The 25,623-nt window shown below is 59.8% G+C and carries 25 protein-coding genes; 8 read left to right on the forward strand and 17 right to left on the reverse strand.

The features are described 5' to 3' along the window. Window positions 1-21 precede the first annotated feature (21 nt). Entirely contained in the window at window positions 22-543 is a 522-nt protein-coding gene (locus AB4O35_RS19180) for a DUF3455 domain-containing protein (protein WP_065946407.1), read from the reverse strand. A 141-nt stretch (window positions 544-684) separates the two neighbouring features. Here AB4O35_RS19180 and AB4O35_RS19185 point away from each other — a divergent pair, with 141 nt between their 5' ends. Next, window positions 685-1,455, forward strand: a complete 771-nt coding sequence (locus AB4O35_RS19185; RefSeq protein WP_065881541.1) for a class I SAM-dependent methyltransferase — start codon at window positions 685-687, stop codon at window positions 1,453-1,455. A 91-nt stretch (window positions 1,456-1,546) separates the two neighbouring features. Further along, the gene (locus AB4O35_RS19190) at window positions 1,547-2,332 is read left to right on the forward strand and encodes a sulfite exporter TauE/SafE family protein (protein WP_065876344.1); all 786 of its coding nucleotides are present in this window, start codon (window positions 1,547-1,549) and stop codon (window positions 2,330-2,332) included. Window positions 2,333-3,153: 821 nt separating this feature from the next. Here AB4O35_RS19190 and AB4O35_RS19195 read toward each other — a convergent pair. Beyond that, entirely contained in the window at window positions 3,154-4,392 is a 1,239-nt protein-coding gene (locus AB4O35_RS19195) for an acyl-CoA dehydrogenase family protein (RefSeq protein WP_065946406.1), read from the reverse strand. 253 nt (window positions 4,393-4,645) lie between these two features. Here AB4O35_RS19195 and sfnG point away from each other — a divergent pair, with 253 nt between their 5' ends. After that, window positions 4,646-5,731, forward strand: coding sequence for a dimethylsulfone monooxygenase SfnG (sfnG, locus tag AB4O35_RS19200; protein WP_065909128.1), 1,086 nt, complete (start codon window positions 4,646-4,648; stop codon window positions 5,729-5,731). 119 nt (window positions 5,732-5,850) lie between these two features. Here the strand turns inward: sfnG and AB4O35_RS19205 are convergent, their stop codons facing one another. Continuing rightward, a complete protein-coding gene (locus AB4O35_RS19205) occupies window positions 5,851-6,948 on the reverse strand; it encodes a GNAT family N-acetyltransferase/peptidase C39 family protein (protein WP_065946405.1) in 1,098 nt (365 codons plus the stop codon). A gap of 94 nt (window positions 6,949-7,042) precedes the next feature. On the opposite strand from AB4O35_RS19205, the gene AB4O35_RS19210 reads away from it, so the two are divergent. Both AB4O35_RS19210 and AB4O35_RS19215 read left to right on the forward strand, forming a co-directional pair. Further along, window positions 7,043-8,629 carry a RimK family protein gene (locus AB4O35_RS19210; protein WP_049708609.1) on the forward strand — a complete coding sequence of 529 codons (1,587 nt, stop codon included), beginning with the start codon at window positions 7,043-7,045 and terminating at the stop codon, window positions 8,627-8,629. Between the two features lie 7 nt (window positions 8,630-8,636). Further along, the gene (locus AB4O35_RS19215) at window positions 8,637-9,575 is read left to right on the forward strand and encodes a magnesium transporter CorA family protein (protein ID WP_049708608.1); all 939 of its coding nucleotides are present in this window, start codon (window positions 8,637-8,639) and stop codon (window positions 9,573-9,575) included. Window positions 9,576-9,812: 237 nt separating this feature from the next. Here AB4O35_RS19215 and map read toward each other — a convergent pair whose 3' ends face one another. Continuing rightward, a complete protein-coding gene (gene map, locus AB4O35_RS19220) occupies window positions 9,813-10,568 on the reverse strand; it encodes a type I methionyl aminopeptidase (protein ID WP_065876340.1) in 756 nt (251 codons plus the stop codon). Continuing rightward, complete coding sequence (locus tag AB4O35_RS19225; RefSeq protein ID WP_049708606.1) at window positions 10,568-10,768, reverse strand: ParD-like family protein; 201 nt, start codon at window positions 10,766-10,768, stop codon at window positions 10,568-10,570. The genes map and AB4O35_RS19225 overlap by 1 nt, the downstream gene beginning before the upstream one ends. A gap of 276 nt (window positions 10,769-11,044) precedes the next feature. Between AB4O35_RS19225 and ilvA the strand changes: the two genes are divergently transcribed. Both ilvA and AB4O35_RS19235 read left to right on the forward strand, forming a co-directional pair. Then, window positions 11,045-12,085: a threonine ammonia-lyase, biosynthetic gene (ilvA, locus tag AB4O35_RS19230; RefSeq protein WP_083207215.1), complete on the forward strand. Its 1,041-nt coding sequence runs from the start codon at window positions 11,045-11,047 to the stop codon at window positions 12,083-12,085. Window positions 12,086-12,310: 225 nt separating this feature from the next. Further along, on the forward strand, window positions 12,311-12,580 hold the full coding sequence (locus AB4O35_RS19235; protein WP_065881536.1) for a DUF1652 domain-containing protein: 270 nt from the start codon (window positions 12,311-12,313) through the stop codon (window positions 12,578-12,580). On the opposite strand, the gene AB4O35_RS19240 is transcribed toward AB4O35_RS19235, so the two are convergent. From AB4O35_RS19240 to AB4O35_RS19295, 12 genes are all read right to left on the reverse strand, one after another. Next, the gene (locus AB4O35_RS19240; RefSeq protein WP_065876337.1) at window positions 12,577-12,975 is read right to left on the reverse strand and encodes a hypothetical protein; all 399 of its coding nucleotides are present in this window, start codon (window positions 12,973-12,975) and stop codon (window positions 12,577-12,579) included. The two genes, AB4O35_RS19235 and AB4O35_RS19240, sit on opposite strands and share 4 nt — an antisense overlap. Window positions 12,976-13,055: 80 nt before the next feature. Then, a complete protein-coding gene (locus AB4O35_RS19245; RefSeq protein ID WP_065876336.1) occupies window positions 13,056-13,313 on the reverse strand; it encodes a DUF2790 domain-containing protein in 258 nt (85 codons plus the stop codon). A gap of 194 nt (window positions 13,314-13,507) precedes the next feature. Further along, entirely contained in the window at window positions 13,508-13,777 is a 270-nt protein-coding gene (locus AB4O35_RS19250; protein ID WP_065889730.1) for a DUF2790 domain-containing protein, read from the reverse strand. An 87-nt stretch (window positions 13,778-13,864) separates the two neighbouring features. Next, the gene (locus AB4O35_RS19255) at window positions 13,865-14,800 is read right to left on the reverse strand and encodes a carbohydrate kinase family protein (protein ID WP_065889732.1); all 936 of its coding nucleotides are present in this window, start codon (window positions 14,798-14,800) and stop codon (window positions 13,865-13,867) included. A gap of 12 nt (window positions 14,801-14,812) precedes the next feature. Continuing rightward, window positions 14,813-16,294, reverse strand: a complete 1,482-nt coding sequence (gene xylB / locus AB4O35_RS19260; protein ID WP_065889734.1) for a xylulokinase — start codon at window positions 16,292-16,294, stop codon at window positions 14,813-14,815. A gap of 139 nt (window positions 16,295-16,433) precedes the next feature. Then, window positions 16,434-17,915, reverse strand: a complete 1,482-nt coding sequence (locus AB4O35_RS19265; RefSeq protein ID WP_065889735.1) for a mannitol dehydrogenase family protein — start codon at window positions 17,913-17,915, stop codon at window positions 16,434-16,436. An 18-nt stretch (window positions 17,916-17,933) separates the two neighbouring features. Then, window positions 17,934-19,037 (reverse strand): ABC transporter ATP-binding protein, encoded by a 1,104-nt coding sequence (locus AB4O35_RS19270; RefSeq protein ID WP_065876331.1) that lies wholly within the window; start codon window positions 19,035-19,037, stop codon window positions 17,934-17,936. A gap of 38 nt (window positions 19,038-19,075) precedes the next feature. Next, window positions 19,076-19,906: a carbohydrate ABC transporter permease gene (locus AB4O35_RS19275; protein ID WP_064053806.1), complete on the reverse strand. Its 831-nt coding sequence runs from the start codon at window positions 19,904-19,906 to the stop codon at window positions 19,076-19,078. A 10-nt stretch (window positions 19,907-19,916) separates the two neighbouring features. Beyond that, window positions 19,917-20,807 carry a carbohydrate ABC transporter permease gene (locus AB4O35_RS19280; protein ID WP_065946404.1) on the reverse strand — a complete coding sequence of 297 codons (891 nt, stop codon included), beginning with the start codon at window positions 20,805-20,807 and terminating at the stop codon, window positions 19,917-19,919. Window positions 20,808-20,988: 181 nt separating this feature from the next. Then, window positions 20,989-22,260: an ABC transporter substrate-binding protein gene (locus AB4O35_RS19285; protein WP_371915029.1), complete on the reverse strand. Its 1,272-nt coding sequence runs from the start codon at window positions 22,258-22,260 to the stop codon at window positions 20,989-20,991. Window positions 22,261-22,478: 218 nt separating this feature from the next. Next, a complete protein-coding gene (locus AB4O35_RS19290) occupies window positions 22,479-23,384 on the reverse strand; it encodes an AraC family transcriptional regulator (protein WP_065876328.1) in 906 nt (301 codons plus the stop codon). A gap of 72 nt (window positions 23,385-23,456) precedes the next feature. After that, window positions 23,457-24,746, reverse strand: a complete 1,290-nt coding sequence (locus AB4O35_RS19295; protein ID WP_065946402.1) for a glycosyltransferase — start codon at window positions 24,744-24,746, stop codon at window positions 23,457-23,459. 158 nt (window positions 24,747-24,904) lie between these two features. Between AB4O35_RS19295 and tpx the strand changes: the two genes are divergently transcribed. Further along, window positions 24,905-25,405 carry a thiol peroxidase gene (tpx, locus tag AB4O35_RS19300; RefSeq protein WP_065876326.1) on the forward strand — a complete coding sequence of 167 codons (501 nt, stop codon included), beginning with the start codon at window positions 24,905-24,907 and terminating at the stop codon, window positions 25,403-25,405. Window positions 25,406-25,623 lie beyond the last annotated feature (218 nt).

The following is a 25,623-nucleotide window of genomic DNA, read 5'->3' on the forward strand; positions in this document are numbered from 1 at the left end:
GGGCAGCGTAGCCGACTTTGCTCAGTTGGCTGCCCAGAAAATGTAGTCGGCCTGGTACTTCACCACGGCCTGCTTGCCCTTGTTGGCCGCCGTGCAGGCACTGCTCGGTGCCACGCCGCCCTTGAGGGCAACCCGCTGGATGTAACTCACGCCGCTCATCGCACCTTTGCCTTCAGCCGGGTTGGCCTTGACCAGTTGATACGGCAGGTTACCCGCACCCGACGGCGCCACGGCCAACTGAGTACCGGTGATTTTCGAACCGTCCTTGGCTTGCCAGGTGGCAGGCGGGCCGAAATAGGTGCCGACTTGCTTGCCGCTGCGGTCATTCAGTACGGCCTTGGGGCCGACGAAGGTCCACTCGGTCTGGCCGGCGGCGTTGGCGTTGTCGCGGCACTCGTAGGTGATTTCGCCGACACCGGTGGTTTCCAGTGCCACCTTGTGGCCGTCCGGCACCTTGATGCTGTCCGGCAGGCCGGTCTGGGCGAAGGCAGCGGGTGCAGCGGCCAGCAGGGCAGTGAGGCAGAACAGTGCTTTAGCGTTCATGGGTGTTTCTCCATTTCAGTAAAACAGCGGGGTGACTGAAAGGACTACCCAGGTCGCGCAGGAATGGATGCACGGATTAGAAAATAAAATTGTGAAGGCGCACACTGTGCCCCCGCTTCACCCCCTGAGGAGAGATTGGCAATGACTGGTGTCCACGCGTCTGCTCAACAAGGTTTCTCCACCCAGGCGGTCACTTACGCCCAAGGCCGACCGAATTACCCCAGGCAACTCACTGGCTGGCTCACTCAAACCCTGCGGATTGATGCGCAGTCGACAGTAATTGACCTAGGTGCCGGCACCGGCAAATTCACGCGCTTGCTCAGCACCTTGGCGCCAACGCTGATTGCCGTCGAGCCTGTGGCGGCGATGGGCGCGCAGCTGGCTAAGCTGCTGCCGGGCGTGCGCTTGGTGAATGGCACTGCCGAATCCATCCCCCTGGCGTCTGCCAGCGCCGATGCGCTGGTCTGTGCGCAGGCATTCCATTGGTTCTCCACCCAGGCCGCACTGGCGGAAATCCATCGCGTACTCAAGCCCGGAGGGCGCCTGGGGCTGGTGTGGAATGTGCGCGACGAATCGGTGGGCTGGGTGGCGGCAATCACCGAAATAATCACACCGTACGAAGGCGACACCCCGCGCTTTCATAGCGGACGTTGGCGTGAAGCCTTCACCGGCAAGTACTTTTCCGACCCTGAAGTCACCTGTTTTGCGTACAGCCACGTCGGCAGCCCCCAGGAAGTGGTCATGGATCGCTTTCTGTCAGTGAGCTTTATCGCGGCGCTCCCAGCCGCAGAAAAGGCCAGCGTTACCGCGCAATTGCGCACTTTGATCGACACCCATCCCGACTTGCGCGGGCGGGACACCATCGCCTTCCCGTATCAAACCCAGGCCTATGCCTGTCATCGCCTGCCATAAAAGGCATAAAGTCAGATCATATTGATATAAGTCGTTATAAGAAAAATCGCTATCCTGCGGCCAGAAATTTATAAGGCCGCAGGTAGCGTTGATGGAAGTGGGTAATTTTGGTTTTGTGATTGCCGGCCTGATCGTTGGTTTTATCGTGGGCATGACGGGGGTGGGCGGGGGCTCGTTGATGACCCCGATCCTGCTGTGGTTCGGCATCAACCCGGCGACGGCCGTGGGCACCGACTTGTTGTACGCCGCCATCACCAAGTCCGGTGGGGTGTTGGTGCACAGCAAGAACAAGAACATCGACTGGACCATCACCGGTTGGCTTACCCTGGGCAGCGTGCCTGCGGTGTTGCTGACCCTGTGGTTCCTGGCCAGCCTGCACACCGACCCCAGCGCGATGAACGCGGTGATCAAACAGGCCCTCGGCGTGGTGCTGCTGCTGACGGCCCTGGCGATTCTGTTCAAGAAAAGCCTGTTGGCTTTTGCCCAGCGGCATGCCGGTGATGACTATCACATGAGCCCGCGCAACCTGAACATGCTGACGGTGGTGACCGGTGCCATCCTGGGCACCATGGTTGCCCTGACGTCCATCGGCGCGGGTGCTCTGGGGACTGTGGCGTTGTTTATTCTGTATCCGTTCCTGGCTACACGCCGCCTGGTGGGTACCGAAATCGCCCACGCCGTGCCTCTGACCCTGGTGGCGGGGTTGGGGCATGCCAGCATGGGGAATATGGACTGGCATTTGTTGGGGTTTTTATTGATGGGGTCGTTGCCGGGGATTTACTTTGGCAGCCATATGACCGGCAAGCTGCCGGACGGGATATTGCGGCCGTGCTTGGCGGTTATGTTGATGGCGATTGGTTACAAGCTCGCGTTCTGATTTTTGCTGGGGCGGCGGTGGGGGGGTATATCCGTTATTTAGGTGACGGCCACTTATGGTTCCGCTCTTACAGCGGCTCACTTTGGAAAAGCCCCAAAGTAAGCAAAGGGCTCTTGCCCCAACACTCGGCACCTCGCCTAGGCTCGGTGTGCCCTCACTCCGGCTTGAATCCGTGGGCCGCCGCGATGGGCCATCCTTGGCCCAGCGCGGCTAACCCGGCGTCCTGCCGGGTTACCCACGAATTCAAGCCTGCGTTCGGCCAGCGTGTTTAACGGGGCGCCCCAGATCAAAAGCAAAGCGCGGCGGCCTTAAAGCCGACCGGTATTGTGTGGCCGAACTCGGTCAAAACTGTGGGAGCTGGCTTGCCTGCGATGGCATCACCTCGGTGTAACTGACATACCGAGTTGCCTACATCGCTGGCAAGCCCCCAAAAACAGCGCTTTTGCTTCCCACCACTCAGGCCGGCTGTCAGGCCGCCGTGCTTTTTGCTTTTGATCTTTTTGATCTTGATCTTGATCTTAGGCGCCCCGTTAAACACGCTGGCCGGAATTCGATATTGATTTGGGGGGTAAACCGGCAGGGATGCCGGTTTAGCCGCCCCGCGCCATGGATGGCGCGTGGCGGCGGCCCCCCAAATCAATGTCGGATTACGGGCACACCGAGCCTAAGCGAGGTGCCGAGTGTTGGGGCAAGAGCCCTTTTGGTTACTTTTGGCTGGGCCGGCATTCCGGGCTCTTTTCCAAAAGTGACCCGCCGTAAGGGCGGAACCCATATCCGCCATCACCCAAATAACGGATACACCCCCCTACCAAAACCGCGACTCAACCCCGGCCCGGCCCATTCCCAATCTGCCAAACAAACGGCGGCTCAGCCCCATTGACCACCCAATCCCCCACAATCCGCGCCTTGTAGATCACCGGATTATGCGACGACACCGTCCGCGCATTACGCCAATGCCGATCCAGCGCTTTACCCTGGCGCACATCCGAAGCCCCCAGTGCGTTAAACAATTCACTGGTAGCCCGCTGAATCAATTCCGACACCACCACTTGAGCCGTCGCCGATTCAATCTCGGCCGCCACATTGGCTTCGCGTTCGGCAATCTCATCCCCGCCAAACCGAGCCACGTACGCCCGTTGCGCCGGTAGCGTGGCTTTCAACGCGCTCGCCTCGGCGGCATAGACCAGCGCTACCACTTCACCTACCACCTGCTGAACCTGTGCGTCCTGGCTGACATGGGCCGCATTGCCATGGCTGTAGATCCGCTTGCGGCTGCGCACCTGATGCGCCACATCGCGCAACGCTGCACGGCCAATACCGGCCAGGCTGGCGAGCAGAACAAGCTGATAGAACGCGGTCTGGTATTTGAACCGGCTGGAAAAGTCGATAACGTTTTCCGCCTCCACCACCGCATCGGTAAAGCGCGACGTGCCGCTGCCGGTGGTGCGCTGGCCAAAGCCGTCCCAGTCGTCGCTGTGCACCACGCCAGGCTGGCGTGCGCGGGTGGCCGCGATCACATCGCCGCCGGTGTCGCTGCGCTGGGCGTATACATCGATCCAGTCGGCGAAAATGCTGCCGGTGCTGTAGAACTTTTCGCCATTGAGTTTCCAGGCGTCGCCGTCGGGGCTGACCTGGGTGACCACATCGCCGATGGCCACATTGCCGATTTCGGTCCAGGCGCAGCCGACGATATCGCCGGCCACAAAGCGCTTGAACCACAGGTCGCGACCAGCACTGGGCGGCGCGTTCAGGCGGTCTTCGGCAAAGGCGAAGTGCCCACGCAAGGCCTGGGGCACGTTGGAGTCGGCTTCGGCCAGCTCGATCAACAATTCGAACAGCTGCGGCAGGGAAGCGCCACCACCGCCGTATTCCACCGGCACCCGTACCGCGCCAAAACCGGCCTCTTTGAGCCACTGGATGGGTTCATGGGGCAGGGTGCGCGTGTGTTCGCGCTCTACCGCGCCATCCGCGATGCGCTGGAAGATCGGTCGGAATCGCGCGGCTAACGTGGGGTAGTCGACGCCAATGGACAGTGGGTTGATGACGTGGTGGTCGGTCATGGGCAAGGTTCCTGGGCAGTGATCGGTACCGGGGTGATTGCACAGTCCGTGCCGGGTGCCGGCGCCCGTATTTGCTGAAAAAGCCCTGATGCACTGTTGCCCTGGCAACAGTTGATCGACAAACCTGCCCAATCCGCGACATTGGCCTCTGCACCCAGCATTGGCGGCAACCCCCTTGGCCTGGGCGTTTCCCCGGCCTGGCACGCTTGCTGCTCAAGCCCTCGGTACATCCCTTTGTGCGAGGTACCGATTGATGAGTCAGCAAGCCGTGAAATTTGCCTATTGGGTGCCCAATGTCAGTGGTGGGTTAGTGGTCAGCAAGATCGAGCAACGTACCGATTGGGGTATCGACTACAACCGTAAACTGGCGCAACTGGCCGAAGCCGCGGGCTTCGAGTATGGCCTGACCCAGATCCGTTTCACCGCCGGCTACGGCGCTGAGAACCAGCACGAATCCGTGGCGTTCAGCCATGCGCTGCTGGCCGCGACCACCACACTCAAAGTGATCGCCGCGATCCTGCCCGGCCCCTGGCAGCCGGCGCTGGCGGCCAAGCAACTGGCGACCATCGACCAGCTCACCAACGGCCGTATCGCGGTGAATATCGTCAGCGGTTGGTTCAAGGGCGAGTTCCAGGCCATCGGCGAGCACTGGCTGGAGCACGATGAGCGCTATCGCCGCTCCGAAGAATTCATCCGCGCCCTCAAGGGCATCTGGACCCAGGACGATTTCACCTTCAAAGGCGACTTCTACCGCTTCAACAATTACACCCTCAAGCCCAAGCCCATCGGCCAGCCGGAAGTGTTCCAGGGCGGCAGTTCACGGGCGGCGCGGGACATGGCCGCGCGGGTCTCGGACTGGTACTTCACCAATGGCAATACCCCAGAAGGCATCAAGGCCCAGGTCGATGACATCCGCGCCAAGGCGGCGGCGAATAACCATTCGGTCAAGGTCGGCGTCAACGCTTTCGTGATCGCCCGTGACACTGAGGAAGAAGCCCGCGCGGTGCTGGCGGAGATCATCAACAAGGCCGACCCGGAAGCGGTGAATGCCTTCGGTGACGCGGCCAAGCAGGCGGGCAAGGCCTCACCGGAAGGCGAGGGTAACTGGGCCAAGTCCAGCTTCGAAGACCTGGTGCAATACAACGACGGCTTTAAGACCAACCTGATCGGCACACCACAGCAAATCGCCGAGCGCATCGTTGCGCTCAAGGCGGTCGGTGTGGACCTAGTGCTCGCGGGCTTCCTGCACTTCCAGGAGGAGGTCGAGTACTTCGGCAAACGCGTCTTGCCGTTGGTGCGCGAGCTGGAGGCCAAGGCCCAAATCAAACAGGTCGCTTAAGGACAAGCCCCGTAGCAGCTGCCGAGCGTAAGCGAGGCTGCGTCAAGTGCGCTGCGATGTATCAGGGAAAACGCGATGCAAGTTTTGGGGCCGCTGCGCAGCCCAACGCAGCCTCGCTGCTACGGGTTGGAGAATAGGATGACGGCTGCGCGCAATTTGTTATTGCCGAACCGGCACATGCGCTCGAACTCCCCATGGCTGACCGGCAAGTGCTGGCAGTCGAGGGGGTGGCGGTGCTGGCTGTGGTCGACGTCCGGGTCGTGCAGGTAGACGAAGTCCTCGTCGCAATCGGTGACCATCACCCAGTGCGGTGACTTGGAGCGGGTGAGGCGGTAGCTGCTGATCAGCACCAAGGGCTGGCCGCCGTCGCGCAGCACTTGGGGCAAGTCCAGTGCGCCGGCGAACACTTGCTCGACGGCACTGCTGGCCAATTCTTCTTCGAAGGCTTCATGCACCAGGCGCATGACATCCTTTTTATGCGTATCGCGCACGCCATCCAGAAACAGCGGCCCGCGCACATTGACCTGCATGCGCACGGCAAACCCGCGACGCCAGGCCGCCAGTGCCAACCCTTGTGGGCTGCAGCCGCCATGGCCGGCAGTCATGAACACGGTGGTTGCTTCGCGCCAGATCTGCAGCTCTTCGCGCCGCTGCGCCGTGCGCGCCGGCATCAGTGCGCCCATGGCCATCAGCAGGCAGGCGGCGCCACAGGTGAAGTCGGTGGTCTGCTGGTAATACGGCACGCTTTGCGGGCGCGCATCCTGGTGCTGGACGATGCGTTTCTCCAGGCGCAGGGCGGCGGTGTGGTCTTCGTAATAGTCGTTAATCACGGCGAAGCGGCGGTAGCCGGCGCCTTCGTACAGCGCAAGGGCGCCGGGGTTGTCGGTGCGCACTTCCAGGCGCAGGTAGGCACAGTCGTGTTCCACGGCGATTGTCTCGATGCGCTTGAGCAACTGTTTGCCCAGCCCCAAACCGCGCGCAGGCTCGGCGATGGCGATGGAGTACAGGCGCGCCAACGAAGTGCCACGGTGGAACAGCACCAGCGCATAGCCGAGTAACTGTCCATCCGCCTCGGCCACCAGCAACTGCGCATGGGCGCGGCTGACCATCCAGTGGAAACTGCGCGATGACAGCCGGTCAGTGGTGAAACAGTGCTGTTCCAATGCCACCAATTCAGGCACATCGCAGGGGGTTGCAACGCGAAAGGAAAGAGCCATATGACCGCCGTAAAAGTTGCGTAACGAAACGGGACTTCTCTAAAAGATCGTGCTTAATAGAAAAGGTCGAGTTCTCTAAAGCGGATCAAATATTATGTCGGCGGTACAAGGTCATTGGCGTGAAGTATCCGAGCAAACCGTCGCGGCGACAATAACCAATAAGGGTTATTTTTCCGCCCCCCTCAAAGGAGCAAGCCAAGTAGTGATCATTGTCGAGCGCAAGGAAGATTGGGCCTCCTACTTCCCCAGCGAAGACATCGTCACTGCTCAAGAGTACCTGGAGCAAACCCGGGAAAACGAGACCGGCAAGCGCGTGCAGGTGATTAACCTATGCCGCAGCTACAAGTACCTAGGGCACGGCTACTACTGCTCGCTGCTCGCCGAGGCGCGTGGGCACAAGGTGATCCCATCGGTGCGCACGATCAGCGAACTGACGAAAAAGTCGCTGTATGGTCTGGCCCTGGACGACTTGGATAAAACCCTTGATAAAGCCTTGAATCATCATCTTTACAGCAATACCGAAGGCTTTACCCTGACACTTTACTTTGGCCGGACCAATATAGAACCGTTGCAGGATCTGGCCCGACAATTGTTTGAAGCGTTCCCATGCCCCATCCTGTTAGTTGATTTCAAAAAGAATAACGGCTGGCACATAGAAGGGGTCAAGTCCGGCGTGTTGCATAAGTTGCGCGATGACCAGGAAGATCAATTCGCCCACGCCCTGGACAACTTCAGTCGCAAGATCTGGCGCCAGCCGCGTTCACGCCGCCTGGCCCGTTATGACTTGGCGATCCTGCACGATCCCCAGGAACAACTGCCGCCCTCGAACGCCAAGGCGCTGGATAATTTTATCCGTGTGGGCAAGGGCCTGGGCATCGATGTGGAGTTGATCGAACGCAAGGACTATTCGCGCCTGGCCGAATACGACGCCTTGCTGATTCGCGAGACCACCAGCGTCGACAACCACACCTATCGCTTCGCCAAGAAAGCCGAAAGCGAAGGCCTGGTGGTGATGGACGACCCGGCGTCGATCCTGCGTTGTACCAACAAGGTCTACCTCACCGACCTGCTCAACAGTCATCAACTGGGCATGCCCGCCACCGAAATCCTCTACAAGGAACGACCGGAAGATTTCGAACGGGTCGGCGAGCGCCTGGGGTTCCCGCTGGTGCTGAAGATCCCCGACGGTTGCTTCTCCCGTGGGGTGATCAAGGTCGAAAGCCAGGAAGCCTTGCTCAAGGCCACCGCCGAGTTGTTTGAGCATTCGGTACTGTTGCTGGCCCAGGAGTTCTTCTACACCGAGTACGACTGGCGCATCGGCGTACTCAACCGCAAGCCGATCTTTGCCTGCCAGTACTTCATGTCCAAGGGCCATTGGCAGATCTATAACCACAAGGCCATCGGTCAGGATATCAACGGCGAATGCCGCACCCTGGCGGTCCACGAAGCGCCCAAGGCGGTGGTGGAACTGGCTGTGAAGACCGCCAACCTGATCGGTGACGGGCTCTACGGCGTCGACCTCAAGCAGTCCGGCGACAAGGTGGTGGTGATCGAGGTCAACGACAACCCCAACATGGATGCGGGAATCGAGGACGCCTATTTGCAGGACGACCTGTACGGCTTGGTGCTGGAGGAGTTCGTGCGGCGCCTGGAGTTGAAACGCCAGGGCCAGGTCTGGTGACCCGGCGATGATCCAGCGTTTTGAGCTGACCGATGGCAAGCTGCAGAGTGGGGAACATGACGACGCCCCGATCATGTTGTTCAACAACCCTGACCTGGCCGAGCGTGAGTGGCTGCGCGACCACCATAAGCTGGACGAACACGCCCTGGCCTCGGCGCTGGACCCTGACGAAGTCTCGCGAATTGAGTTTCACCCGGACAATCTCTTCCTGATCTGGAAACGCCCGGAAAACTACTCGGGTGGCGGCAACCTGGTGTTTGAAGTGTCGTCCTGCGGCCTGCTGTTTTCACCCAGCCGCCTGTTGGTGATCGCCACCGATGAAACCCCACTGACCGGCCTCGGCAAACGCCGCCCGCTGCACACCCCGCTGGATGTGTTGCTCGACCTGCTGCTCAACAACATCCACCACTACCTCGGCCACCTCAAGGTGATCAAGCTGGTCGCACGTGAGTTGCAGCAGCAGTTCAACGCGTCGATGAGCAACCATCACCTGATGCAGATGTTCAGCCTCAGCGAAAGCCTGATCTATTACATCAACGCGCTGCACAGCAACGGCGCGGTGCTGTCGAGACTGCGCAACCACGCGGAGAAAGAGCATTTCGGTGCCGAGATTCTCGGGCTGATCGACGACCTGATCATCGAAAACCACCAGTGCTACAAACAGGCCGAGATCTATTCCAACGTGTTTTCCGGGCTGATCGACGCGCGCGGCAACTTGATGAATAACAGCATGAACAACCTGTTGCGCAAGCTCACACTGATCAACGTGGTGTTTTTGCCGCTCAACCTGATTGCGAGCATTGGCGGCATGTCGGAGTTCAGCATGATGACGGCAGGCACGCCGTGGTGGGTGTCATATCCGCTGTTCCTGCTGGCGATGGGGCTTGGGGCTGGGCTGATGGTGTTGGGGCTCAAGCGCATAGCCGGCGGCGCGAATGTCGTGTGAACACCGATCCCCTGTGGGAGCTGGCTTGCCTGCGATGACCATAGGCATCTACATAACTTGAGCACGCCCTCTACGTAGCAGCTGTCGAGCCCCGGCGAGGCTGCGTCAGCGGTGTGTCAGACAGGCCGCAAACGCAGCCTCGCCGGGGCTCGACAGCTGCTACGCACTATTACATTTGAAATGTGTAGATACCTATGGTCATCGCAGGCAAGCCAGCTCCCACAGGTTTCGAGTTGCTCAGGCGTCAGGTTGCAGGGTCAGGACTTCGAAGCCATCTGCTGTCACCGCCACGGTATGTTCCCACTGCGCCGACAGGCTGTTGTCCTTGGTCACCACGGTCCAGCCATCCTTCAGGCTGCGCACTTTGCTGCTGCCCTGGTTGAGCATCGGCTCAATGGTAAACACCATGCCTTCGCGCAGTTCCAACCCGGTGCCGGGGCGGCCGAAGTGCAGGATCTGCGGTTCTTCATGCATCTGCCGGCCAATGCCATGGCCGCAGTACTCGCGGACCACGCTGTAGCCGTTGGCTTGCGCGTGGCTCTGGATGGCGTGGCCGATATCGCCCAGGCGGGCGCCGGGCTTGACCTGGCGGATGCCGGCCCACATGGCCTCGAAGGTCATTTCCACCAGGCGCCGGGCTTTGGGGGCGACGGTGCCGATCATGTACATCTTGCTGGAGTCGGCGATAAAACCGCCTTTTTCCAGGGTGATGTCGATGTTGATGATGTCGCCGTCCTTGAGAATCTCCTTGGCGCTGGGCATGCCGTGGCACACCACCTCGTTGATCGAAGTGTTGATGGAGAAGGGGTAGTCATACTGGCCAAGGCTGGCAGGGCGGGCCTTGAGCTCATTACGAATGAAGGCTTCGACGGCGCTGTCCAGCTCCAGGGTAGAGCGGCCGGCGGCGACAAAACCGTCGAGCATGCTGAAGACCTGGGCCAGCAGGCGCCCGGCTTCACGCATCACGGCCAGTTGCGGGGCAGTCTTGATCATCAAGTGCGCCCCCGTATCAGGTCGGGCTTGTCGAGCAACAGTTTGTTGATCAACGCGTTGTAGGGCAGGTCAGGGTTGAGTTCGGCAAGCAGGCCGATCTTGATCCAGAACTCGGCCTGGGCGTTGATGGAGCGGTCCATCGCGGCGCTGGCCAGGCGCAGTTGTTCGTGCAGTTGGTCGGTGATCTTGACGATGCCCATAATGTTCACTGTGCGGTATGAATATACAAATCGTATACGTTTCGTATATTCATCGTAAAGCCCCATGCGTTAAATGGCGCTTCGCCATTGACGAAGTCACGGGCTGCCGGTTAGTTTCGTCACATGACCTTTCAAGCCTTGTGCAGCCAGCAGAACATTATTATTACCGCCATTCCTCATTTGGCGGGATAGCGCACGGCTGTACCCAAACCCGCCCTAGAGGCGGGTTTTGTTTTTCCGTCTCCCGGGCCCTTTACAAGAAGCCAGGAGATACCTATGAGCACCTGTACCGCGCCTCACACCGCCGACCCGGGCCTGCTTGAACATTATGTGAAGAAGATTCTCGCCGCCCCGGTGTATGACCTAGCGGTGCGTACGCCCTTGCAGGCCGCTCCGGCGTTGTCAGCGTTGTTGGGTAACCAGGTGCTACTCAAGCGCGAAGACCTGCAACCGACCTTTTCCTTCAAGATCCGTGGCGCCTACAACAAGTTGGTGCAGCTCACGCCTGAGCAAAAGGCGCGTGGCGTGGTCACGGCCTCGGCGGGCAATCATGCCCAGGGCGTAGCGCTGGCAGCAAAGGCGTTGGGGATCCAGGCGCGGATCGTCATGCCCAGCACCACGCCGGAGTTGAAAGTAGTGGGCGTACGCTCACGGGGCGCCGAAGCGGTGCTGCACGGGGCGAGCTTCCCCTTTGCCCTGGCCCATGCGCTGCAGTTGGCCGAGTCATCCGGGTGCACCTTCGTTTCGCCCTTCGATGACCCGGAAGTGATCGCCGGCCAGGGCACCGTGGCCATGGAAATCCTGCGCCAGCAGCAAGGCCCGCTGGACGCGATCTTCGTGCCGGTTGGGGGCGGTGGCTTGATCGCCGGAGTGGCGGCCTACGTCAAATACCTGCGCCCCGAAGTGCGCATCATCGGTGTCGAGCCCGAGGGCTCCAGTTGCTTGTTGGCGGCGCTGCGGGCCGGTGAGCGGGTGGTGCTCTCCAGCGTTGACGGGTTTGCCGACGGCACGGCGGTGGCGCAGGTGGGCGCCTATGGGTTTGAAATCTGTCGGGACTGGGTGGATGAGGTCATCACCGTGAGTAATGACGAACTCTGCAGCGCAATCAAGCTGATCTACGACGATACGCGCTCTATCACCGAACCTTCAGGCGCTTTGGCGGTAGCGGGGATTTGCAAGCATGTTGGTGAGCATGGCGTGCGCGGGCAGACGCTGGTGGCGATTAATTCCGGGGCCAATATCAACTTCGATAGTTTGCGATATGTTGCTGAAAGAGTGGTTGCGCAGCACGCTGACTTCCGCGAGGTAAAGGATTAAACGTTTAATCAAGGCCATTCGACGCTTATCTAACTAAGTCTATAAGTTCAAGTTTTAATTATATGAAATGGAAGCCTGCTTATGAGGAATGGTTACAACGAGGTCGGATTTTGCCGAGTACGCTTGGGTGTCATAAGCGTCTTCCAAGGTCGGTAAGACGCGGCGGGCAAGCGCTCGCTGAATTCACAACAACTGTTGGCAGTCTCAAGAAAGGAGAGTTTGACCATGCTTTCGGAATTAGAACTTCGCAGCATTATTGAAGGAAGTTTCCTGCCCAAGCGGTGCGAATGCACCAAAGCCGAAGATGCTTCGCTGACGATCAAAGTCTATGACGACCGCGACCGTGATCGGGTGGATTTGGAAGTCAAAGGCATAAACGCAGACAAACTCGACAGCAGTCGAGCCCTCTGCAACCTGATCACCGGTTTGCGTGAAAACCTCAAGCACACCCAGGCACCCGTCCTGCAAAAAGTAGCAGGGCGCAGCTACAACTAACAGGACGCCTGAGGTTGGACGACCGAAGACCTGTGGGCCTGGATAAACGCCAGGCCCAATACGGTTTCCGTTGCCACCGCCAGTAGAATGCCGGGTCCGGCATTGCCGTTTATCCATTCACTGAACCCCAACGCCGCCAACACCAGGCATCCGGTGATAAAGCCGGTGGTCATGGCGCGTCGCGTATCGGAGGGCGGTGCATGGCGAGCGCGATAAAATATCACGCCGATGGCCAGGAACAGTGCTGCGTTACGCCGGGCAACCAGGCCCGTGGTGCTGGTGTATTCCACGCTCCACAGCCACAACATCCATTCGGGGCGCAGGCCCCATATTAAGGCCAGGGCGAAGCAGAGCACGGCGGTAAAGAGGGCGAGCGTGTGAAAGCGAAGTTGCATGGCGAATCCTTTCAGCCGTTTGACGAGCGCGCAAGGATATCGCGTGTTGACGCACTACGCCGCCCTTATCTGCAGCCTGTTCAGTTTTGGAACAGGCAAGCCTCGGACATTTTTTTGTAGCTCACATAGTGCAGTTCACCGGCCTTGTCCAAGAACTTGATCTGGGCGTCGATGACCTTGCAGTCATTGGTCTGGGGCTCGGTCATGGCAATCACTTTCTGAATGTCCATGGGCATGCCGTAGTGATACGGCACGGGTTTTGTTTCAGCCTGTGCCATTGCCGATAGAGTGGTGAGCGCCAAGGTGCAGCCGAGCAGGAATACGCTGTGCATGTTCATGAGGATTCTCCATCAGTGGTCCGGTTCATCAACGCGATGAAGCGGTGACCGCCCCTTCAGCCAATAGCCTCGGAAATGCGGTTGGGCTCACTGTTATCTCTCCACCTTAATCATTGATTAAATTAGGGTTTTTGAGAAAAGTCCTACATGTTCATGCGGTGAAAACCGACGGTATAGCCCGATCTTTTAACGGCTCAGTTCTGGAAATCACAGGCTTCGGACATTTTTCGATAGCTCACGTCTTCCACCTTGCCCGCCTTATCCAAAAACTTGATATCGGCCTTGATGACTTTGCATTCGTCGGTCGGGGTTTCGTTCATCGCCAGCACCTTGTCGATATTCATTGGCATGCCGTACTGGTAAGGCACGGGTTTGGCAGTGGCGGGTTGATTGTCGGCCTGGGCCAGGCCTGAGGCTGCGGCCAGCGCCAAGGCGCTGCCGAGCAGTAAAGTGCGCAGTTTCATGGTGGTTCTCCGCAAGTGGGTACGACTTGACTGTCGACTTGCGGGATTAACCATCGATTAATGTTTACGTGGCTGACAAAACCTTCATCAGAGCTGCTCGCGATACGGCAGGTCGGGCCCGGTCTTGCCGCAGGTCAGGGCAGCGGCGCGGATGGCGAAACCCAGCATGGCATCAATCTGCGCGCGCGTGAGCTGTTGCAGGCCTTGCACCGAATCCAGCTGCTGTTCGGTCAGCCAGGCAATCAAGGCGGCCTGGAAGGTATCGCCGGCACCCACCGTGTCGGCCATCACCACCTTGACCGCAGGTGCAGACCAAGTGCCATGCTGACGGCTGAATACGCTGGCGCCATCGCCACCGCGCGTCAGGAACACCAGCTGACAACGGTGTTGCAGCCAGCCCCGCAGCACGCTTTCAGGCGACTGGTCGGGGTAGAGCAGGTGCAGGTCTTCATCGCTGACCTTGATCAGGTCGGCATGCTTGACCAGCTCGGCCACGCGATCGCGCCACAGTTGGATGTCCGGTTGCGGGTTGAGCCGCACGTTGGGGTCGAGGCTGATCAGGCGCTTGCCGCTCTCGCGTTTGACCAACGCCAGCAGGGTGTCGCCAATCGGCTGCACCACCAGCGAGAAGGAGCCGATATGCAGGCCGCGAATGTCATCGCCCAACTCCGGCAGGTGGGCGATTTCCAACAACCGGTCGGCACAGCCTTCGCCACGGAAGTTGTACTGCGGTGAGCCATTGGCGCCCACGGCGACCATCGACAAGGTGGTCGGCGCGGCAAATTCCACCAGGAACTGTTCACTCACGCCTTCATCCTTGAGCACCTGCAATAAGCGGCGGCCGAGGAAGTCGCTGGATAAACCGCCAAACAGCCCGGCGTCGATACCCAGGCGACGCAACCCGACCGCGACGTTGAACGGCGAACCGCCGGCAATCGCCTTGTAATTGACCTTGGAAGCCTGCCCGCTGGGATCTTCTTCGCTGAAGAAATCAAACAGCGCTTCGCCACACACCAGATACATAGTCGTTCGCTCTTAAAGGGTTGCCACAAGCTGCTGATAGCGCTCGTAAGCCTGTTGATAGGCGCTGACATTGGCCGCCACCGGTAGGGTCCGGCTGGCCGGGTCGACGCTCACGCATTTGTCGCACAGGCTGGCCAGGGGCTCGCCGGATTGGCTCCACGCCGCCTGAATCGCCGCGCCCAGGGCGGCGGCTTCGCTTTGTTCAGTGCAGATGACTTCGGTGTTCGTGATATCGGCGACCATCTGCCGCCACACAGGGCTTTTCGAACCGCCGCCGATCAGGCGGATGCTGTGGCTTTGCAGGCCGGTCTGGCGCAGCAGGTCGAGGCCGTAGCGCAGGCCGAACGTGGTGCCCTCGACCACCGCGCGACACAGGTTAGCGCGGGTCAGGTTGGTCATGGTCAGGCCATGCAGGCTCCCAGTAGCGTGGGGCAGGGCGGGCACGCGTTCGCCGTTGAGGAAGGGCAGCATGCTCACGCCCTCGGCCCCAATAGGCGCGTGTTCGACCAACGCATTGAACGCGGCGAGGTCGAGGTCGAACAGTTCGCGGATCACCCCTGTGGCGTTGGTCAGGTTCATGGTGCAGATCAACGGCAACCAGCCGCCGCTGGATGAGCAGAACGTGGCGACCGACGCCTGCGGGCTCACGTTAGGCTGGTCGGCGAACGCATACACGGTGCCCGACGAACCCAGGCTCATGGTGATCACGCCTGGGGCAATGTTGCCGGTGCCGATGGCGCCCATCATATTATCGCCGCCGCCACTGGAGACGATGGCGTTGGGGTTGATGCCCAGGCGTTCGGCGATCGCCGGAAGAACGGTACCAACGCTTTGATCGGCCTCAATCAACTGCGGCAAGGCCTGTTCCAGGCGACCGCTCGGGTCGATGTGCTTGAGCAGTGCCACATCCCATTCGCGGCTGCGCACGTTGAAATAGCCCGTGCCTGACGCATCGCCGTATTCCGCGACCGCACGGCCGGTGAGCCAGTAATTGAGGTAATCGTGGGGCAGCAGGATGTGCGCGATGCGCGCGAAGATGTCCGGATGCTGCTCGCGGGTCCAGAGCAATTTGGACACGGTGTAGCCCGGCGCAATCGCCACGCCGAGGCGTTCCAGCGAACCGCTTTCACCACCAAGGTGTTGCAGCAGGCGGTCGTTCTCCGGTGCGGTTTCGGTGTCGCACCATAACTTGGCCGGGCGCAGCACCTCACCGTTCTCGTCCAGCAGCACCAGGCCATGTTGCTGGCCGGAAACACCGATGCCGAGGATGTCCTGGCCATCCACGCCGGCCTGTTGCAAAGCGCGGTGGGTAGCTTCGGTGAAAGCGTCCAGCCATTCCTGGGTGTGCTGCTCGCGACGGCCATTGGCGCCGCTGATCAACGTGTGCGCCGCCGCGCCGAGGCCCAGCACCTTACCGCTGGAGGCGTCGAGGACGATGGCTTTGGTGCCCTGGGTGCCGCAGTCGATGCCGAGAAACAGGTTTTGCTGGGTCATGAGGATTTGCTCAGCAGTATTATTGTTGGAGTGCTAATCCGATCAACTGTGGGAGCTGGCTTGCCTGCGATAGCGGTGGTCCAGTCAGCCATGAGGTGACTGATAGATCGCTATCGCAGGCAAGCCAGCTCCCACCTGTTTAATTCGGTTTCTTCAGTAGGTGCTGCAGTGTTGCGGTGACGCCGTTGTCACGCAAGCTGACAAAGCACCGCTCGAAAGCTGCCACAAACGCAGGCGAGTTGGGAATAGCCGTACCAAAAATCTCTTCCACCCCCAACAAGCGTTTGCTGATCAGCGCGTCATCACTCACCAGCTCCTGGCAAAATTCGGCACGCGGATCCGGGATTTTGTAGCTCACCCCATTCTCATCCACGCCCTTCAAATACAAGGCCCAGGCCGCCACCACCAACGCCGCACGCTCGGTCTCGCGCCCATCCGCAATCAATCGGTTAATGGTCGGCACGGTGAACTTGGGAAACTTCGACGAGCCGTCCGAGCACACGCGCTCCAACTGATCGGCAATCGCCTGATTGGAAAAGCGATCCACCAAGGTCTGCTTGTAGTCCGTCAGATCAATACCCGGTACCGGCGCCAGGTTCGGCGTGACATCAAGGTCCATATAGGCACGCATGTAGGCGACAAACACCGGATCGTTCATGGTCTCGTGAACAAACCGATAGCCCTTGAGAAAGCCCAGGTAGGTCAGTGCCAAATGACTGCCATTGAGCAGGCCGATCTTCATTTCTTCATAAGGCGTGACGTCATCGGTGAACTGCACGCCGACCTTTTCCCAGGCCGGGCGCCCGTTGACGAATTTGTCCTCCAGCACCCACTGCACGAAGGGTTCGCACACCACCGGCCAGGCATCGTCGATGCCGTGTTCGTCGTGCAGTTGCAGGCGGTGGGCGGTGCTGGTCATGGGCGTAATGCGGTCGACCATGGCATTCGGGAAACTCACATTGGCCTTGATCCAGTCGTGCAACTCGGCATTGTGCAGGGCGGCGAAGGCCAGCAGCGCTTTGCGCGTGACAGCGCCATTGTGCGGCAGGTTATCGCAGGACATCACGGTAAACGCCGGGGTGCCGGCGGCGCGACGTTTGGTCAGGGCGGCGCAGATAAAGCCAAATACGGTTTTCGGTGACGTGGGGTGCGCCAGGTCGTGCTGGATCTGCGGCAAGTGGGCCATGAACTCGCCATTGCTGTCGTCGATGCAGTAGCCGCCTTCGGTGATGGTCAGCGAGACGATGCGAATCTGCGGGCTGGCCAGTTTGTCGATCAGCGCCTGGGCGCCGTCTTCTGCCAGCAGCATCTCGCTGATCGAGCCGATGACACGCACTTCGGTGTCGTCGGTATCGCCCAGTTCGTACAGGGTGAACAGGTAGTCCTGGCCAGCCAGGTCGTCACGGGCTTTGCGGTCCTCACTGCGCAGGCCGACGCCGCAGATGCTCCAGTCCAGGCTTTCGCCCGTGTTCATCAACGCATCGGTGTAATACGCCTGATGCGCGCGGTGGAAACCGCCGACGCCGATGTGCGCAATGCCTTGGCGGGTGTCGGCGATGGCGTAGGCGGGCAGCTTCACTTCCGGCGCCAGTTGGGTGAGGTTCTGTTTATTCAGCTTCATGACGGAATACTCGCGAAATCAGGCGGCAGCGCGCAGTGGGCGGGCCACGGCAACACCGTCGGTGTCGAACAGATGGCAGTGCGCCGGGTCCAGGTGCAGGTGCAGCGTCTCGCCGTACTGGCTGGCCATATCGCCACGAATCCGCAGGGTCAGCGGCTCGCCGTTGGCGGTGATAACGTGACAGAAGGTGTCGCTCCCCAGGCGTTCGCCGACATCGGCGGTGACGGTCAAGGTGGTTTGGCCCGGCGCGGCGATTTCCAGGTGCTCAGGACGGATGCCCAGGGTCACCGCACTGCCGACGCTCAAGCTGGGACCGCTCAACGGCAGGCTGATGGTTGTGCCGGCGTCCAGCTGCACGTCGCAGCCCTGGCCCTCGACGCGGGTGACCTTGCCCTTGAGGAAGCCCATTTTCGGCGTGCCGAGGAAGCCCGCCACAAACAGGTTGGCCGGCTGGTGGTACAGCTCCAGTGGCGAACCGACTTGCTCGATACGGCCGCTGTTCAACACCACGACCTTGTCGGCCAGGGTCATGGCTTCGACCTGGTCGTGGGTCACGTAGATCATGGTCGCCTGCAACTCTTTATGCAGGCGCGCCAGCTCCAGGCGCATCTGCACGCGCAGGGCGGCGTCGAGGTTGGACAGCGGCTCATCGAACAGGAAGATCTTCGGGTTACGCACAATCGCGCGGCCGATCGCCACACGCTGGCGCTGCCCACCGGACAGCTGCTTGGGCTTACGCTCCAGCAACGGGCCCAGCTCGAGGATGCGCGCCGCTTCGCTGACCTTGCTGTCCACCAGCTTCTTGTCGACACCGGCCAGGTCGAGCGCAAACGACATGTTCTTGCGCACGCTCATGTGCGGGTACAGCGCGTAGGTCTGGAACACCATCGCCAGGTCACGCTTGGCCGGGGTCACTTCGGTGATGTCGCGACCATCCAGCTCGATGGTGCCTTCGCTGACTTCTTCAAGGCCGGCGATCAGGCGCAGCAGCGTGGATTTACCGCAGCCCGAGGGGCCGACGAATACTACGAATTCCTTGTCGTTCACTTCCAGGTCGATGCCCTTGATGATGGAAAAGCCTTCGAAGCCTTTTTGCAGATTCTTGATTTTCAGGTTGGCCATGGGATGGGCCTCCGCTTTGAATTTTTATTAAGCAGCCGTTACTTCACGGCGCCGAAGGACAACCCGCGCACCAGCTGTTTCTGGCTGATCCAGCCAAAAATCAGGATCGGTGCGCAGGCCAGGGTCGAGACGGCGGACAATTTGGCCCAGAACAACCCTTCGGGGCTGGAGTAGGAGGCGATCAATGCGGTCAACGGCGCAGCGGTGGATGAGGTCAAGTTCAGCGACCAGAACGCCTCGTTCCAGCACAGGATCAGCGACAGCAACACGGTGGACGCCAGGCCGCCCTTGGCGATCGGCAGCAGCACGCGGACCATTTCCTGCCACAGCGTGGCGCCATCCAGGCGGGCGGCTTCGAGGATGTCCTTGGGGATGTCCTTGAAGTAGGTGTAAACCATCCACACCACAATCGGCAGGTTGATCAGGGTGTAGATGATGATCAGCGCAATGCGCGTGTCCAGCAGGCCAAAGCTCTTGGCCAGCAGGTAGATCGGCATCAGCACGCCCACCGGCGGCAGCATTTTGGTGGACAGCATCCACAGCAGCGTGCCTTTGGTGCGCTTGGTTTCGTAGAACGCCATGGAGTAGGCGGCCGGTACTGAAATCAGTAGGCATAAGGCGGTGGCGCTGAAGGAAATCAGCACCGAGTTCCACGCATAACTAAAGTAATTGCTGCGCTCGTTGATGTGCAGGTAGTTCTCCAGCGTCGGCGTGAAGATGAACTGCGGCGGCGTAGCGAATGCGTCGATTTCGGTCTTGAAGCTGGTCAGCACCATCCAGAAGATCGGGAAAAAGATCAGGATCGCGATGGCCCAGGCCAACGTGCCGAGCAACAGGCTTTGCAGGCGGCGGGATTGTTGAAGCGTCATGGCGCGGCCCTCAAGGCTTGTCAGTCAGGTTTTTGCCGATCATCCGCACCAGGATGATCGCCGCGATATTGGCGATGACCACGGCAATCAAGCCGCCGGCCGAAGCCATGCCCACGTCGAATTGCACCAGCGCCTGGTTGTAGATCAGGTAGGCGAGGTTGGTCGAGGCGTAGCCGGGGCCACCGTTGGTGGTGGTGAAGATTTCGGCGAATACCGAGAGCAGAAAGATCGTTTCGATCATCACCACCACGGCAATCGGGCGCGCCAGGTGGGGCAGGGTCAGGTGCCAGAAGATCGCGATGGCGCCGGCACCGTCCAGGCGCGCGGCTTCCTTTTGTTCCTGGTCGAGGGACTGCATGGCAGTCATCAGCAGCAGGATCGCGAAGGGCAGCCATTGCCACGACACAATGATGATGATCGACAGCAACGGGTAGTGCGCCAGCCAGTCCACCGGCTCGGCGCCGAAAAACTTCCACACGGCGGCGAGAATCCCCGACACCGGGTGGAAAATCAGGTTCTTCCAGATCAGCGCACCGACGGTGGGCATGATGAAGAAGGGCGAAATCAACAACACCCGCACCAGGCCGCGACCGAAGAACTCACTGGCCTCCAGCAGGGCACTGATCAACACACCGAACACCACGCTGATCAGCAGCACGCTGCCCACCAGCAACAGGGTATTGGTGGCGCCCGGCAGGAAGCCCGAGTCGGTGATGAAGTAGGTGAAGTTCTCCAACCCGACGAATTGGTTTTCGCCGGGGTAGAGCAGGTTGTAGCGGATCAGCGAAAAGTACAGGGTCATGCCCAGGGGCACGATCATCCACAGCAGCAGCAGGGCGACCGAAGGGCTGACAAGGAACCAGCCGGGGTTGGCCAGACGGTTTTTGGGTGTTGTATTCATGGTGATCAGAACCAGTCGATTACAGGCAGAACCAGAGTCGGAGCGCGATCAAATGTGGGAGCTGGCTTGCCTGCGATGGCGGTGTGTCAGGTAACAGAATCATCAACTGACAGGCCGCCATCGCGGGCAAGCCCGGCTCCCACATAAAGCGGTTTCCCACAGTTACAGGGGGGAGTCGGGCCTATTTGGGATAACCGGCTCGCTTCATTTCCCGCTCAGTGGTGGTCTGCGCAGCAGTCAACGCAGCATCCACCGTCTGCTGACCGGTCAACGCGCCCGAGAAGAATTTACCGACCTGGGTCCCAATTGCCTGGAACTCAGGAATGGTCACCAACTGGATACCGATATACGGCACTGGCTTGAGCGTCGGTTTGGTCGGGTCCGCGACCTTCAGCGATTCCAGGGTCACCTTGGCAAACGGAGCGGCCTTCATGTACTCGTCGCTGTAGGTCGACTTGCGCGTGCCTGGCGGTACGTTGGCAACGCCATCGGTCTTGGCGACCAATGCGCCATATTCCTTGGAGGTGGCCCAACTGGTGAACACCTTGGCGGCGTCCTTGGCCTTGGAACTGGTCGGAATCGCCAGGCTCCAGGAGTACAGCCACGAGGTGCCCTTGTCGGTTTTCTCGTGGGGGGCAAAGGTGAAGCCGACGTGGTCGGCCACTTTGCTTTGGGTCTTGTCGGTCACGAACGAGCCGGCGACGCTGGCGTCGACCCAAATCGCGCACTTGCCGCTGTTGAACAGCGCCAGGTTTTCGTTGAAGCCGTTGCTGGAGGCGCCCGGCGGGCCGGATTTCTTCATGTTGTCGACGTAGAAGTTCAGCGCCTCCTTCCATTCAGGGCCGTTGAATTCCGGCTGCCACTTCTCATCGAACCAGCGCGCACCGTAGCCGTTGGCCAGGGTGGTGATCAGCGCCATGTTCTCACCCCAACCGGCTTTGCCGCGCAGGCACAGGCCGTATTGCTCTTTGCTCTTGTTGGTGAGTTTGCTGGCGAATTCGCCGATCTGCGTCCAGGTCGGATGCTCGGGCATGGTCAGCCCGGCGTTCTTGAACAGGTCGGTGCGGTAGTAGGTGATCGAACTTTCGGCGTAGAACGGCAGGGCATACAGCGAGCCTTTGACAGACAGGCCGTCACGCACCGAAGGGAATACGTCATCGAGATCGTAGGACGCCGGCAAGTCCTTCATCGGCTCCAGCCAACCCTTGGCACCCCAGAGTGCAGCTTCGTACATGCCGATGGTCAACACATCGAACTGCCCGCCCTGGGTGGCGATGTCGGTGGTCAGGCGTTGGCGCAGCACGTTTTCTTCGAGCACCACCCAATTCAGCTTGATCTCCGGATGCTCGGCCTCGAAGGTTTTCGAGAGCTTTTGCATGCGGATCATGTCGCTGTTGTTGACGGTGGCAATGGTCAGGGTTTGCGCGCCAAGGCTGACGGCGCTGAGGGTCATACAAGAAAAGGCAATTAGAGCTTTTGCTGTGAACTTCATCGCGCACTCCATTTCCGCGCCCAGGGGGCTACAGAAGGACAGTTATTGTTGTTGTGTCTTCCCACAAGGAGTCAGGAAGAGTGTGCGTTGATTACAGCCTTCTAATGGCGCTGTGACAAATCCTTGGGAGCACTGGGACTGATACTTTTTTGCACTCGATAACCCAGCAGCTGAAGCCATTAAGCCAGGTTCTGCTCGGTCAAGCGCTGCACTGCCAGGCGTCGGTAGTGGGAAGGGGTCATGCCTTTTAGCTGTTGAAAACGCCGGTTGAAGTTGGAGATGTTGTTGAAACCCGATTCAAAGCACACGTCGGTCACGGCTTTATCACCATCGGCCAACAGCTCGCACGACTTGCTGATGCGCAGCCGATTGACGAATTCGATAAACGTGCGCCCGGTGGCCTGTTTAAACACCCGTGAGAAATAGGTGGGCTTCATCCCCAAGTATTCCGCAACCTCTTCAAGGGACAGCTCACGCGCGTAGTGGGCAAAGATGTAGTCCACCGCGCGGTTGGTACGGTCGATACTGTGCTCGTCGGCCAACTGCGGTGTCGTTACCCCTGAAAGCAACTGGTAGTCCTCACACGCGCTGAGTACTTCCAGCAGGATAAAGAAATGTCCCAGCCGCGCCATGCCCTGTGCGTCCTCAATGCGCTGCATCAAGGTCATCGCTTGGGCAATCGTGCGCTTGCAGCGAAACTCGATGCCGTACTGCGCCCGTTCCAGCAGCGGCGCCAGGGTCTTGAGTTCGGCGAAGATATGGCTGCCGCCTTCAAACAGCTCATCGGTGAAATTCACCAACATGTCGCGCTTGGGCACTACCTCGTCTTCCTCGACCTGGCTGATCCAGTTGTGGGGCAGGTTGGGGCCGGTGAGGAACAGGCTTTCCGGGTAGAAGTTGCCGATATAGTCGCCGATAAACACCTTGCCCGAGCTGGCGACGATCAGGTGCAGCTCGTATTCCTTGTGAAAGTGCCAGCGCACCAGCGGGCAGGGGAAACCGTGCTGGCGATAGATGATGGACAGACCGTTGTGATCGTCCATCAGCTCGTAGGAAGGGTCGGTGATTCGTGTTGCTCGGGTCATACTGCCGTCGCTTTATTGTGGTTGCTGCGTAGGATAATGCCCCCTCGCGCGCAACCTCGCCAGCGTCGCCGTTTATACGCTGCGGTTTTTTGCCTCGATCCACTGGGACATGTATTGCGTACTTTTATGGGCGTGGTGGCGCAGCATGCTGCCGGTGAAGTTATCGCGGCGATGGGCGGCGAGATGGCTGCGGCACTGTTGCAGACATGCCACCAGCGCGGGGCCATGAATGTTCTGGTCATAGCGGCGCGCTAACAGCTGGCGACCGTTTTCCTGGGCCTGGGTCCAGCGTTCGCGGTCCTGGTAGAGCGCCACGGCGGCGGCGGCCAGTGCAGGTGCGCTGTGTTCGATCAGCCCCGGCCACGGCTGCTCATCACCCATGGCCTCGGCGCCGATGGGCGTGGTGATATTCGGCGTGCCGCAGAGCATCGCATCCGCGAGTTTGCCCTTGATGCCGGCGCCGAAGCGCAGTGGCGCCAGGCAGATACGCGCGGCCGTCATCACCTGCAAGGCATCTTCGGCCCAGTTCATCACATGAAATCCCTGCGCCGGGTTATGCAGCGCAGTGGCCTTGGGCGGCGTGTAGGCGCCATAGATATGCAACTGGGCGTTCGGCAATTGCTGGCGAATCAGCGGCCACAGGCTGTTTTTCATCCATAACACCGCGTCCCAGTTGGGCGCGTGGCGGAAGTTGCCGATGCTGAGGAAGTGCGCCCGGTCTTCAAATGGCGCGAAGGGCTCGGCGGGTGGTTCCAGCATCAGCGGGCACCAGTGGAGCAGGGCAGCCGGCACTTTGAACTGCTCGGTCAGCAGGCGGATTTCCACGTCAGAGATCATCAGGCTGATATCGCAACGGTAAATCGCCGCGATTTCGCGCTTGGCCAGGTCAGTGTCGGCCATCAGCTGGAACTCTTCTTGCAACGCCGGGGAAAACAGCGCGCTGAAGTCGTCGCTGTCGGGGTCGGCCTTGAGGTGGTCCTTGAGGCGCTGATGCCGTGCGTCACGCAGGCTTTGCAGGTCAGAGGTTTCCAGTACGCGCAGGGCATCGGGGCAACATTTCTCGACGCGCCAACCGAACTGTTCTTCCATCATGAAGCGGTCGAACAGCACGATATCCGGAGCGAGTTCGCAGATAAAATCGTCGAAACTGCTGTTATTCAACTCGATAGCGCATTCGGCTATGCCCAGGGCGGGCAGATCGGCCTTGTGCTCGCCGATGGTTGCGGGGCTGCTGAAGGTAATGTTCCAACCTTGCGCCAGAAAACTCTCAAGAATCTGCATCATATGCCCGCCTGCGGCCGAGGAACGTGGTTCCGGCCAGACATAACCAATGACCAGGACTTTGGTGGCGGGCTGATTCATCGACAACGGTTTCCTTGAGGGGCAGGTGAAAAGCGCGCAATTAAACCACAACCGGTGGCATGACAATTTGTGTCTGGCGGTAGGTCGTCATCGTAGTTTGTGGTTAACTTCGGCCTCTCGAATTCGTTTAACCAAAACTCAGCATAAGGATTCCGTTCATGGCTCAAGTCACTCTCAAAGGCAACCCGGTCCAGGTTGAAGGCGAACTGCCGAAAGTCGGCGCCAAAGCCGCAGACTTCACCCTGACCGCCGGCGATCTGTCCAACGCCACCCTGGCCACCTTTGCGGGCAAGCGTAAGGTGCTGAACATCTTCCCAAGTGTCGACACCCCAACCTGCGCGACTTCGGTGCGCAAGTTCAACGCCCAGGCCAACGATGTGGAAAACACCGTGGTGCTGTGCATCTCCACCGACCTGCCGTTCGCCCAAGCGCGTTTCTGCGGCTCCGAAGGCCTGGAAAACGTGAAGAACCTGTCTGATTTCCGCGATTCGGATTTCGCGGTTGATTACGGTGTGGCGATTGCCGACGGCCCGCTCAAAGGCCTGACTGCTCGTGCCGTCGTAGTGCTGGACGAAAACGACAACGTGCTGCACAGCGAGTTGGTCAAGGAAATCGCTGAAGAGCCAAACTACGAAGCAGCCCTGGCTGTTTTGAAGTAACTGTTTCGGTACGTTACTGTCGTTTGGCAGTAACACGTATGATGCATGCTTGCGGCCTGGCCTAGTCCAGGCCGTTTTTATTTGTCGCTCAGGTGCTTAGCGAAATAGCGAACGGACTAAGCGCAGATGTTTAAAGTTGTAAGCCCAAGGTAAATAGCCGGTAAAGGCGCTTTTCTTAACGCGCTCCAGTGCTTATCTTTCAGCCTCCCAAAGAAGAA

It is taken from the genome of Pseudomonas sp. H1_A03 (assembly GCF_054685145.1).